The following is an 11,634-nucleotide window of genomic DNA, read 5'->3' as shown; positions in this document are numbered from 1 at the left end:
GAACCGGAGCCAACGGGTCTCGAACCCGCAACCTCTGCCGTGACAGGGCAGCGCTCTAACCAATTGAGCTATGGCTCCCTGGTTGATCCGACGCGCCCCTCTTCCGACCAGGCGAGTGACGTTTCGCAGGGATTCCATCCCATGGAAGAAGTGCCACCATATTCCAGGATTCCGGCGGCTGACAATGGAAATCTCCTCAAACTTCCCTTCCGCCGGAGGATCGCGCGCTCCTCTCCGCAGGAGACGCATTCGACCGCCTTCGATCAGAAAATCCGGGGAACCCCTTCATGCAAAAAGTGGACTTGGGAAAGAATGCCCGCGCGGCTCGCGGCGACAAGCAGCCGATAGGCCGGCTCATGAAGCGGCTCATAGCTCATCCGGTAGGTGCCGAAGTGCATGGGGATAAGCACCCGACCTTGCAGCTCCAGAAAAGCCTGGACCGCCTTCTCCGGCGTGATGTGGGAGACGCGCTTCGAGGGCTGATCATAGCAGCCGATCGGCATGAGGACGATTTCCGGTCGGAGTCGCCGTCCGATTTCCGGGAACTCCTTGAAGTAGGCGGTGTCTCCGCAGTGGTAGACGGTGCGACCGCTGTACGAGAGCGCATAGCCCCCGTAGCCGCGATCGCGATCGGCGAGATAGCGCGCTCCCCAATGGTGCGCAGGGGTGAAGGTGAGCGAGAGTCCTGCGAAGTCCCAATGATCCCACCAGGCCATCTCCCGCACCTGCTCGAACCCCAAGTCGTGCACCAGGTTGCCAACCTTCTCTGGAACGATCACCGGCTGGCGGGCGGCGACTTCGCGTAGCGAGCGCCGGTTGAGATGGTCGAAATGTGCGTGGGTGATGAGTACCAGGTCGATGTCGGGCAGGTCCCGGATGGCGATTCCCGCTCGTTTGAGCCGGCGGATCACGATCATCCAATTGGCCCAGTTGGGGTCGATCAGGACGTTGTGCCGTGGGGTCTGGACCAGGAACGATGCATGGCCGACCCAGGTGAGGCAGAGCTGGCCCTCGGTGAGCATCGGGAAGGAAGGAGAGTGGCGAACTCCCCCGCGCCGTGCGAAGAGCGAGGGCAGCAAGACGTCCAGGAGAAAGTTGCGCCGACCCCTCTTTGGCCGCTTGGAGCTGTGCACCGTAGGGAGGCCGGGGCGGGTTAGGGTCGGCGGCCTCCGCGCCGGAACTTATGGCTCCTGCGCGCTGGCCTGCGAACCTCAGAGGGGCGGTCCAGCCGGTAGAGAATACGCGCCTTGGTCAGGTCGTGGGGAGACATTTCCAGCTTGACGCGATCCCCGCAGGTCAATCGGACGAAATGCTTCCTCATCTTTCCGGAAATGTGCGCGAGCACCTGGTGCTGGCTCTCGTCCAGCTCTACCCGGAACATCGTTCCCGGGAGAATGGTGACGATCGTGCCTTCAACTTCGATGGTATTCGGTGTGGTCATGGTGCAATAGAGCCGGAGAATTCCGTTACTGGTCTTTTTGTAGGGCCAAGGAACTGCCCGGCTTCTGCAGCAGGGTGACGTAATCGCCCAATACGTTTAGCGCTTCCTCCAGGGCAAAATCGTTGCCGACCTGAGGAGTGCCGTCGTCCCAGTTCTTCTCTTCGATCTCCCGGATAGCCGACGTGTCGCCCGACGCTTCGCCAGGAGAGCTCTTTGCGGTGGAGCGCGGCAAGAGCTTCATCGGCTTGCGGCTCCGCGCGGATTCGATGTCCAAGTAGTAGACCGACTCGTTGTGCGGGGGACGACGCGCACGCTTTGCCTCCAGGGCCGCCTTGCTCTCCTCCGCCTCTTGCTTTTCCTTGAGGCGGATCGACTGGTTGAGGGAAACGGCCTTGTCCTCGTTCTTCCGCTTGATGAGGTCGATCTGCGTCAACACATAGGAGAAGTCCGGATTCGACGCCACCCGTTCCGAGGAGCGCTTTTGCAAGATGGGAAGGAAGGCCGCCTCCCCGCTCGCTTTTTGATAGTAGGCCGGCGGGATGGCATCCGCGGGAAGGGCATTCGGCAGCGCCGACTCGCCGAGCTCGAGGTAATCGTCCACCGAAGGAAGGACCACATCGGAGGCGACCCCCCGCTGCTGCGTGCTCAGCCCTGTCACGCGGTAGAACTTCTGGACGGTCACCTTGAGCTTCCCGGGATCCCCGTGAAAATCCCAGGGAACATAATCGGAAAGTGGAAGCAGCGTTTGCACCGTCCCCTTGCCGTGCGTCGTCTGATCACCGATCACCACGGCCCGGCCGTAATCCTGGAGCGCGGCGGCCACGATCTCCGAAGCGGATGCGCTAAACCGGCTGACCAGGACAAGCAAGGGGCCGGCATAGCAGAGGTGATTCCCGGGGATGCGGAAGGATTGCGTGCGACCGCGATAGTCCTTCACTTGAACGACAGGCCCGTCCCGCAGAAAGAGCCCCGTCAAGTTGATCGCCTCTTCGAGCATGCCTCCTCCATTACGGCGGAGGTCGAGGATCACACCGGAAATGCGCTCCTTTTCGAGGCGTTTCAAGAGCAGCGCGACGTCATCGCTGCATTTCTCATAGAAGCCGGGCAGCTGGACGACACCGAACCGCTCGGTCGGATGCCCCTGGGTGTCGGTCCGCTCGTAAACGAAGCCCTTTGCGTGCTGCTCGGTGAGCTTGACCACGTCGCGGGAGAGGGTGATCGAGCGGCGTACCGACTCGTCCGCCGCGTCCGCCGGAATCACCAGCAGGGTCACCTTGGTGCCTCGTTCGCCGCGAATCTGCTCAACGACCTTGTTGAGCTTCATGTCCACCACGTCGACGGGCTCTCCGTGCTCCTGCTGGACGGCGACGATCCGGTCGTTGGGCTTCAGCCGCTTGTCCAGATCGGCCGGCGCACCGGGGACCAAGCTGACGATCTTCGGGTAGCCGTCTTCGGATTTCAGGACCGCTCCGATTCCGGTCAGGGAGAGCTTGATGCTGTTGATCTCGAAGTTTTCCGCCTCGCTCGGCGACTGGTAATCAGAGTGGGGGTCGTAGGCGTGCGCCAGCGCGTTCAAGTAATAGTCGAGGATCTCCTCGGTGTCCGCCTCCCGCATCTCCTTGAGGAAGCGGCTGTACCGGCGGGCGATCGTCTTCCGGGTCTGCGCCGGGCTCTCCTTCGACAATAGCCCTTGGAGAAGCTCGAACTTGACGCGCTTTCTCCAGAGATCGTGCGCTTCGGCCTCGTCCTTCGGCCAGGGTAGCTTGCTGCGATCCGGCCGGTAGGTTTCCTCCTTCGAGAAGTCGTGCGGCTCGGCGAGCAGGGTTTCGACACCGTGCTCCTGCTCTGCCGCTCGCGTCAAAAAGCGATTGTAGATGTCCAGAGCCGGTGAAATGTCTTCCCTGCGGGTGTAGTCTCCGAGGGTGGTGCCATACTTCTTCTCGAACTCGTCAATGTCCGGTTGAAGGAAGATCGAGTGGTTAAAGTCGAGGGCGTCGAGGTAGTTTCGGAGAAAGGTCTGCGAGACGTGCTCGTCGAACGGTTTCTGGGAAAAGTGAGCTTGCTGGAGGAAGATCGCAACGAGCTTGGCCACCTTTCCACACTGCGTCTGATCCATCTCGGCGGGGAACGCCGCCGGTGCGAGTGCGAGCAGCAGGCCGAAGAGCCAAAGACGACGCAAAAGGCCTCTCATACGAGTTCCTTCTCATAATAAGCGCGAAATGCTGCGGGGAGCAACACCCGCCCGTCTTCCTCCTGGTGATTTTCCAGGAGAGCGGCTAGGAGACGGGGTAGAGCTGTCCCGGAGCCATTGAGGGTGTGGCAGTAGCGCAGCTTGCCCGGCGGATCGGGCTTGTAGCGAAGATTCATCCGGCGGGCCTGGAAATCTTCCAGGTTGCTGCAAGAGGAGACCTCGAGCCAGGCGCCCACCCCGGGGGCCCAGACTTCCAAGTCGTAGCATTTGGCAGCGCCAAACCCCATGTCTCCGGAGCAGAGAAGCACGATCCGGTAGGGGATCTCGAGTCGCTGGAGGACCTTTTCCGCATGGTGGACGAGCTCTTCCAACGCTTCGTAGGAGCGTTCCGGCTGTGTCACCTGCACGAGCTCGACCTTTTCGAATTGATGGATCCGGAGAAGGCCGCGGGTGTCCTTTCCCGCACTCCCCGCTTCCCTCCGGAAGCAGGGGCTATAGGCGACGTACCGGAGAGGAAGCCCGGATTGCGGAAGGACTTCCTCTCGGTGGAGATTCGCCAGCGCAAGCTCGGCGGTCGGGAGGAGGTAGAGGTCGTCAGAAGGGATGTGATACATCTCTTCGGCGAATTTCGGGAGGTGGCCGCTGCCGACCGCGACCTCCCCTCGAACGAGAAAGGGAGGCCAGATCTCCGTATATCCGTGCTCCCGGGTATGCAGGTCGAGCATGAAGCGGATGAGGGCTCGCTGCAGGCGGGCTCCCTCACCGCGAAAGAGAGCAAATCCGCTACCCGCCAGCTTGACGGCGGCGGCAAAATCGAACCAGCCGCGCTTTTCGCCGATCTCCCAATGGGGCTTGGGCGCAAAGGAGAACGAGCGCGGGGTGCCCCACGAGCGCACCGTCGGATTCGCCTCCGGATCGCTGCCGACGGGAACGGTGGGATGGGGGAGGTTAGGAAGGAGCAGGAGGAGATCCTTGACTTCCTCTTCCAGCCTCTGCCGCTTGCCTTCGTCTTCCTCGATCCTTTTTCCCAGAGATCGCATGGCGCTCAGAAGCTCTGCGGGCGGCTCCTCCCTTCCGCGGCGAAATCCGATTTCCCGGCTCACCTGGTTGCGCTGGGCGCGGAGCGCTTCGACGGAGTGAATGACGGCTCGGAGCTCCTCGTCGAGCTCAAGAAGTCGGTCGAGTAGCCCTTCATCTCCGCGACCGCGAGTCCTCAGGCGCTCGCGGGCCTCTTGGGGATATTGGCGAAGCCAGTGAATGTCGAGCATGAGGAAACCCGTGCAACCTCAGGCGATCTCATCGCCCGTGATCGCGTTGAGAAGAGTGAACTGTTCGGCGCCGAGGTGCGTGTCGGGTCGGAAATAGAGCTTCCCCTGGAGTCGGCGCTCGAGGTCGAGCAGGAGCTCCTCGTCTTCGGTTTTCAACCTTTCGAGGGTCGACGGATGGACGAGGACGCGCAGCTCCTTGATTTCCGGGTGGAGCCGCATGGCTCGGACAATGGCCCGCTGAATCTCCACGCTCATGGTCTCCGGCGATTTGACCATGCCCCTCCCGTGGCAGGTCGGGCAGGGGAGATAGAGGGAGTGGCGGATGCTTTCCTGGACACGCTGTCGGGTCATCTCGACGAGGCCGAAGTCGGACATCGGCAGAATGTTGGTCTTGGCCTTGTCTCGACGTACGCACTCCTTGAGCCTCTGCACGACCGCTTCCCCTTCCCGGCGCGCCTTCATGTCGATGAAATCGATGACGATCAGGCCCCCGATGTTGCGCAGGCGCAGCTGCCGGGCGACTTCGCGGGCGGCTTCCATGTTCGTCTGAAAAATGGCGCCGCCCTGTTCCCGTCCTCCGCGAGCCCGACCCGTATTGACATCGATGGCGACGAGCGCCTCCGCCTCGTCGATCACGATGTAGCCCCCGCTCGGCAGCTCCACCTTCCGTCCGAAGGCACTGTCGATCTGCTTTTCGATACCGAGCCGCTCGAAGAGAGGGGTAGGGTCTTTGTACGAGACGATCTTTCTCTGCGATCGCGAGGAAATGAGGCCTACCATCTCGCGAATGCGCTTTGCCTCCTCTTCGTCGTCGACCAGGATGCGTTCAACATCCTCGGTAAGGAAATCCCGCACCGTCCTCTGGACGAGATCCGGCTCTTCGTAGACGAGGCTTGGGGCAGGCAGCGAGCGGATCTTGTCGTTGATCTCCTGCCATTGCTGGAGGAGGAAGGCCAGATCGCGCACGAAATAGCGTGCGCGCGCCCCCTCCCCTACCGTGCGAAAGATGAGGCCCATTCCGTCGGGGACCTCGAGCGAATCGAGAATTTTGCGGAGACGCGCGCGCTCCTTCGGATTGTCGATCTTCCGGGAAATCCCGAACTGCTCGCTAAACGGGCTCAGCACGAGATAGCGGCCCGCGAGGCTGATATTGGTCGTCACGCGGGCCCCCTTCGTGCCGATGGGGCCTTTGGTGACCTGGACGACTACCTCGGCGCCGGCCGGGTAGATTTTGGGGATGTCCTCGGCCCGAGGGGTGCGCGACTTGCTTTTGCGCTTGCGCCGCTCGACCGTTTCGAAGCTCGCGTCGAGGGCGGCGGGGATGGCATCCCAATAGTGGAGGAAGGCGTTCTTGCCGACCCCGATGTCGACGAAGAGTGCCTTCAGCGCGGGCTCGACATTGTTGACGCGTCCCTTGTAGACGTTGCCGGCGATCCCGCGCTGCTCCCGCCGTTCAAGCGCCAGCTCTTCGAGCAGGCCATCTTCCAAGAGGGCGACCCGGTACTCGAGCGGTTCGCAGCTGATCGCGATTTCCTTTCTGTCGGCGTTCGGCTTCAGGCGGACCCAACGTCGGATTCGGTCGAAAAACATGAATGGTCTCCTTCTTTTCTTGCCATCCCCTTCGCCGGGAGCCGCAGGTGGGGCGGCATTCCGGTCGGGGGTTGTTTCGCGAAGTTTTCTTGAGCTCGGGACCAGGATGCGGCTCCGCCGCGGGCGGCGGATGCACTCCTTTGGCTCCGGCAGCAAGTCGGCTCGGGATGGCGGCGATGACACGGATCAGTCCCGTCAGGTTCCGCGCAAATGGGCGTCTTCGGCTTTCCGATGGATCCATACGCTTTCCACTAGCCCCAACCCTGCCAGGCAACTGATGAGGAAGGTTCCTCCATAACTGATGAAAGGCAAGGGGATGCCGGTAATCGGCACTACTTTGATGGTCATCCCGACATTTACGAAAATGTGCGTAAAAAGAATCGTGGCGATCCCGACGGCAAGGGCTCGCCCCGAGGGCTCTCGAGCGCCGAAGGCGATCCGAAGGCAGAGCAGGAGCAGAAGGCACTCGCCGGCGATGACCGCTGCACCCCCGAGGAAGCCCCACTCCTCCCCGATCACCGAGAAGATGAAGTCGGTATAGGAGATGTTCTTGGGAAGGAAACCGAGCATGTTCTGGGTGCCCTTGAGATAACCTTTGCCGGACATCCCGCCGGAGCCGATCGCAATCAGCGATTGATTGATCGTCCAACCCGCGCCCAGGGGATCGAGCGTCGGATCGAAGAAGGTGCGAATCCGGTTCATCTGATAGGGCTTGAGCCCGGGGATGTCCCAACCGAGCTTGCCCACCCCCACATAGGCGTAGGCGAGCACCGCAAGAAGGCCGACCACCCCGAGAAGGACGTAGCGCATCTTCAGGCCGCCGACGAAGAGGATGGCGAAGCAGAGAGGGAGGAAGACGCCAGCGGAACCGAGTGCCGGCTGCTTCAAGACCAGGATCGTGGGGAGGATCATGGCGAGCACGAGGGGAGCGGCGAAGAGGAGGCCCCGGTTCTTCGCCTGGTTGAGCCACCATGCGCCCAGCAGAACAAAGCCCACCTTCGTGAAATCGGCGGGTTCGATGCTGATCGGGCCGAAGCGCAGCCAACTCTTGGCCCCGTTAACGGTCTGACCGACCACGAGAACGATCACGAGTGCCGGAAGAGAAGCCAGGAAAAAGAGCCACCCCCACTTCACCCAGATCCGGTAGTCGACGAAGGAGAGGGCGAAGAAAGCTGCCAAGCCGAGCAGAAGCCAGACGGATTGGGAAAAGGCCGCGTTGCGGAAATCCTGGCTCTCGCTCGAGTAGGTCGCGCTGTAGACGACGACGATTCCGAAAGCCGACAAAGCCACCGCTACGATCAAAAGGGACCAGTCGAAGCGCATCACCTTGGTCAGGAAGCTCAGCCGCTCGTTCTCCGCCATCTGGTTGCCTCCTACCCCTGATCCGAAGAGGCGCTGTCCTGGCTGTCTTCCTCTTCGCGCACCGGGATGGCTGGGCGAGCCGCCGGCTGCGCCGTGTCGGTCTTGGGCTGAATTTCGGAAAGGCCGTTGAAGTTACCCTTGGCGGGGGTGAAATAGACGAGTTGCGGAGAGGCCCCGCTCCGTTCCATGGCCAGGATCCCCTCGACGATCTTGTGGGCGATCGGTCCAGCCGTAGCCCCTCCCCCGATGCCCCCTTCCACCATCACGCCGAAGGCGTATCTCGGATGGTCGTAGGGCGCGAAGCCGATGAACCAGGCACGGGTATCATTGTAGAGCTTTCCGTTCCACTTTCGCTTCGCCTGGGCTGAACCCGTCTTGCCGGCGATCGCTATTCCCGGAATCGCCACCGAGTGGCCGGTTCCGTTCTCGACCACGGCGAGCAATCCCTTCCGGATGGCGTCCAGATCTTCCCGGCGCACTCCCAGATCGGCACGCGGCCGGGAAGGGATGGAGGCGATCTGGCGGCCGTGATCGTCGCTGACCCCGACGACGAGCCGGGGGTAGAGAAGGGTGCCGCCATTGGCGACCGAGCTCATCAGGAGCACCATCTGCAGGGGAGTGACCTCCAGGAAGCCCTGCCCGATCGACAGGTTGGCCGTATGGGCGGTTGTCCATCGCTCCAGGGGATGATGGACCTTCATCCACGCCGGTCCTGGGAGGATCCCCGAAGCCTCACCCAGGTAAGGTAGGCCGGTCGGCTCCCCGAAGCCGCAAAGGCTGGCCATCTCATCCAGGTGCTTGATCCCCGTGCGGATGCCCACTTGGTAGAAGAACGTGTTGCACGAATACTGGAGCGCCTCGGCGAGGGTGATGTTCCCACGCCCTGTCTTGGTCCAGTCGTGAAAGAGGTGGCCGCCAATATCGACCGCGGCTGGGGAGTAAATCTGCGTGCTCGGCGTGATGGCCCCGTATTTCAGGGCGGCCAGGGAGACCAGTACCTTGAACGTGGAGCCAGGGGCATAGGCGGCGACGCTCCGGTTGAGAAGCGGCCGCGTCGGATCGGAAGTGAGCCTCTTCCAGTCTTCCTGGCTGATCTTCGGGATAAATCCGTTGGGATCGAAATCGGGAACAGAAGCCATGGCCAGGATGTCCCCGGTATTCGGGTCCATGACGATCGCCGCGCCCCGCCCCACGTCGCGGAGAGCCTCTTGCACGATCGCTTGAATGCGCGCATCGAGGGTCAGGTAGACCGAAGCACCGAGGCCCGGGTTGGTATATCCCTCTTCTGCGACGATATAGCCGCGATAGTTGACGCGGAGAATCCTGCCTCCCGGTTTCCCCTGCAACTGCCCGTCCATCAGCCGCTCGACGCCGATGCGGCCGATCGTCTCCAAGTCGTTTCCGTCGGGCCCGAGGCGCTCTTTCTCTCCCGGTGGTCCGACATAACCGAGAATGTGCGAGGCAAAGGCGCCGAAGTTATAGTGGCGGACCGGGCGCACCGCAACGTCGATTCCCGGAACGCCCAGGTTTTGCTCGGCGAACCGTGCGACCGTGACGTAGCTGAGCTCGGACGCAAAGCGATAGGGGACCGTCGGGCTCGTGAAATAGTGGCGCTGAAGCTCCTTTGGGTCGAGCTTGACCTCCAGATGCAGGGCGTTGGCGATGGGGATGAGGTCGGTCATGACGACCCGATAGATATCGGGCTCCTTGCGGACCAAGGTGGCACCCCCCATTCTCCGTTCCACCTGAATGCGGGGCACCCGTCCGCGGTGGCGCTTCGGGTAGTCACGCACCAGCTGATCGAGGTAGAGGTCGATCTCGTAGGTAGCGCGGTTCTCGGCGAGGGCGATGCCGTTCCGATCCAGGATGGGGCCGCGGGCGCCGTCGAGGCGCAGGGCGATCGTCGTCTGATTCCGGAGCCGGCTCGCGTACGTTTGCCCTTCGACCACCTGGAGCACCCAGAGGCGGGCGATCAGAAGCCCCAGGCACGCTGTAATCGCCACGGCAACGATGCCGACCCGAAGCTTGGGGAGGTAGGACGGACGGGAAGTGAGCGGGTCCATCAGAGCAGTTCGATCTCTACCAGATCGTCCTCCTTCTCGATCGAAGCTCGGGACAGAAGCAGCCCGAGGCTCCAGTCGAAGAACCACCCGATGGGAAGGCTGATCAGGGCCGTCAGCACCGACGCGATCACAAACTCTCCCCAAGAGGCCGCAATCCACCTCCATACACCCAGCTCCAGCAATCGGATCGTGTGCGAGCTCCCCAGGATCACGAAAGTCGCCAGGGCGGCAAGCGGCGGCAAAAACCGGATGCTTCGCAAGAACAGCGCCTGTCGGAGGAGGAAGACCAGAATCGCGGCCAGTGTAAAGGCGAGCAGGTCCGGGCCGATATGGCCCGCCGTGAGAAGATCGCGCCAGAATCCCGCAGCCGCGGCAAGGCTGAAGGAAGGGATGAGCGGAAGGCGGAAGGCCACGTAGGCGACCAGCAGGGACGGTAAATCCGGCTTGGCAACGATCACGGGCAGGCTCGGGAGAATCATCTGCAGGGGCACCGCGATGAAGCAACAGACAAGACAGACAAGGGCTGGTACCGTGCAGAGAGCCTTGCGGGCAAATCCGCTGCCTACCCAGCGCATCGTGATTCCTCCACCGGCCATTGTCGCCCAGCCATCCAGTCTTTCCCGCCCTTCGAATCCCCAAGGGCAGGGTTCAATCCGAGTTCTCTCCTCACGGCGAGCCGTCGCGGCCCCGGATTCTCGGCCAAGCTGGGGCAATCCCCAACGACGATGATCCATCCGTAGTATTCGTCTTTCCTCTATAGCGCCTAAAGAGAAGGATAGCAATGGAAAGCGGGGGAAGGAAGCGCCCTATCGCCCGGGAAGGACGATGAACATCTCAGAAATCTGTGTCAGGTCGACCCCGGGATCCACCGTAGCCTCGCGATAGAGGCCGAACGAACGGGATGCCTCCAAAGGGAGCACCTGCGTGATGCTGCCGACATAGAGACCGGCAGGAAAGACCCCGCCGAGGCCGCTCGTCAGGACGCGTTCTCCCGCAGCGACCTGAGCATTCCGCGGGAGATAGATCATGCGGGCGTAGGGTTTGTTGTCCGCCGGCGTCCCGGCGCCGACGATCAGGCCTTGATCCTTGGACACCTCGCTCATGGCGGAAATCTTGCAGTTCTCATTCGTGAGGAGAATGATCTGGCTTATGTTGCGCGCAATGATCCCCGTTTTCCCCACGACCCCTCGGGGAGTGACGACCGGAAGATCCGAGGAGAGGTGGCTGTCGTCGCCCCAGCCGACGTCGACGTAAATGTTGCTCCACCAGTTCGAGGGATCCCGGCTGATGACTCGGCAGGAGAGCAGGCGGAACGACGAGCTCTGCCGGAAGGAGAGCATTTCGCGGAGCCGGTCGTTTTCCTCCTGCAGATGGCTCAGATAGCTGTTCTGCATCGCCAGCTCCGTGTTCCGGACGCGCAGCTGCTTGAGTTCGGCCTGGATCTGGTTCAATGTCTTCGTGCCCAGTTCGAAATCATCCCAGAACTTGACGGAGTGGTCCCAGATGGAGAGAAACGGAGAGGCCATTTCCAGACCGATCTTGTGCAGTTGCCGCTCCCATGCGTGGGGAAGCGCGAGCCCGATCAGAAGAAGGAAGAGCGAGGCTGCGCCCAGGTAGAGCGGAACCCGTCCCACTCCGCGGTGGGATCCGACGCTCGGTTCCCCGCGAGCTGCAAGAGGCGAATCTTCGTCAACCGGCATGATGCGAAGAAACTTCGAA

General features: G+C 62.1%; 9 protein-coding genes and 1 tRNA gene. All 10 read right to left on the bottom strand.

Translation table 11 applies throughout. From position 1 onward, the window contains the following. Nucleotides 1-4 precede the first annotated feature (4 nt). Nucleotides 5-78: transfer RNA gene (locus MacB4_RS04810), tRNA-Asp, on the bottom strand. A 185-nt stretch (nucleotides 79-263) separates the two neighbouring features. Next, complete coding sequence (locus MacB4_RS04805) at nucleotides 264-1,133, bottom strand: MBL fold metallo-hydrolase (protein ID WP_242529338.1); 870 nt, start codon at nucleotides 1,131-1,133, stop codon at nucleotides 264-266. A 20-nt stretch (nucleotides 1,134-1,153) separates the two neighbouring features. After that, nucleotides 1,154-1,441: a translation initiation factor IF-1 gene (gene infA, locus MacB4_RS04800; RefSeq protein ID WP_206864709.1), complete on the bottom strand. Its 288-nt coding sequence runs from the start codon at nucleotides 1,439-1,441 to the stop codon at nucleotides 1,154-1,156. A gap of 25 nt (nucleotides 1,442-1,466) precedes the next feature. Beyond that, nucleotides 1,467-3,632 carry a carboxy terminal-processing peptidase gene (locus tag MacB4_RS04795; RefSeq protein ID WP_206864708.1) on the bottom strand — a complete coding sequence of 722 codons (2,166 nt, stop codon included), beginning with the start codon at nucleotides 3,630-3,632 and terminating at the stop codon, nucleotides 1,467-1,469. Further along, a complete protein-coding gene (gene serS / locus MacB4_RS04790) occupies nucleotides 3,629-4,900 on the bottom strand; it encodes a serine--tRNA ligase (protein ID WP_206864707.1) in 1,272 nt (423 codons plus the stop codon). Before serS ends, MacB4_RS04795 begins: the two co-directional genes overlap by 4 nt. An 18-nt stretch (nucleotides 4,901-4,918) precedes the next feature. Further along, on the bottom strand, nucleotides 4,919-6,490 hold the full coding sequence (locus MacB4_RS04785) for an Rne/Rng family ribonuclease (protein ID WP_206864706.1): 1,572 nt from the start codon (nucleotides 6,488-6,490) through the stop codon (nucleotides 4,919-4,921). Nucleotides 6,491-6,685: 195 nt separating this feature from the next. After that, complete coding sequence (gene rodA, locus MacB4_RS04780) at nucleotides 6,686-7,852, bottom strand: rod shape-determining protein RodA (RefSeq protein ID WP_206864705.1); 1,167 nt, start codon at nucleotides 7,850-7,852, stop codon at nucleotides 6,686-6,688. Nucleotides 7,853-7,863: 11 nt separating this feature from the next. Continuing rightward, nucleotides 7,864-9,915 carry a penicillin-binding protein 2 gene (gene mrdA / locus MacB4_RS04775; RefSeq protein ID WP_206864704.1) on the bottom strand — a complete coding sequence of 684 codons (2,052 nt, stop codon included), beginning with the start codon at nucleotides 9,913-9,915 and terminating at the stop codon, nucleotides 7,864-7,866. Next, nucleotides 9,915-10,490 (bottom strand): hypothetical protein, encoded by a 576-nt coding sequence (locus tag MacB4_RS04770; protein WP_206864703.1) that lies wholly within the window; start codon nucleotides 10,488-10,490, stop codon nucleotides 9,915-9,917. Before MacB4_RS04770 ends, mrdA begins: the two co-directional genes overlap by 1 nt. Nucleotides 10,491-10,721: 231 nt before the next feature. Continuing rightward, nucleotides 10,722-11,549 carry a rod shape-determining protein MreC gene (mreC, locus tag MacB4_RS04765; protein ID WP_206864702.1) on the bottom strand — a complete coding sequence of 276 codons (828 nt, stop codon included), beginning with the start codon at nucleotides 11,547-11,549 and terminating at the stop codon, nucleotides 10,722-10,724. Between the last annotated feature and the right edge of the window lie 85 nt (nucleotides 11,550-11,634).

The organism is Methylacidimicrobium sp. B4, from assembly GCF_017310545.1.
In the GTDB taxonomy this organism is placed as follows: Bacteria; Verrucomicrobiota; Verrucomicrobiia; order Methylacidiphilales; family Methylacidiphilaceae; genus Methylacidimicrobium.
This window is presented reverse-complemented; position numbering and strand designations above follow the sequence as displayed.

Coding starts and splice junctions, on each gene's coding strand:
- serS (WP_206864707.1), bottom strand. CDS start 4,900: ATGCTCGACATTCACTGGCTTCGCCAATATCCCCAAGAGGCCCGCGAG.
- rodA (WP_206864705.1), bottom strand. CDS start 7,852: ATGGCGGAGAACGAGCGGCTGAGCTTCCTGACCAAGGTGATGCGCTTC.
- MacB4_RS04770 (WP_206864703.1), bottom strand. CDS start 10,490: ATGCGCTGGGTAGGCAGCGGATTTGCCCGCAAGGCTCTCTGCACGGTA.
- infA (WP_206864709.1), bottom strand. CDS start 1,441: ATGACCACACCGAATACCATCGAAGTTGAAGGCACGATCGTCACCATT.
- MacB4_RS04785 (WP_206864706.1), bottom strand. CDS start 6,490: ATGTTTTTCGACCGAATCCGACGTTGGGTCCGCCTGAAGCCGAACGCC.
- MacB4_RS04795 (WP_206864708.1), bottom strand. CDS start 3,632: ATGAGAGGCCTTTTGCGTCGTCTTTGGCTCTTCGGCCTGCTGCTCGCA.
- mrdA (WP_206864704.1), bottom strand. CDS start 9,915: ATGGACCCGCTCACTTCCCGTCCGTCCTACCTCCCCAAGCTTCGGGTC.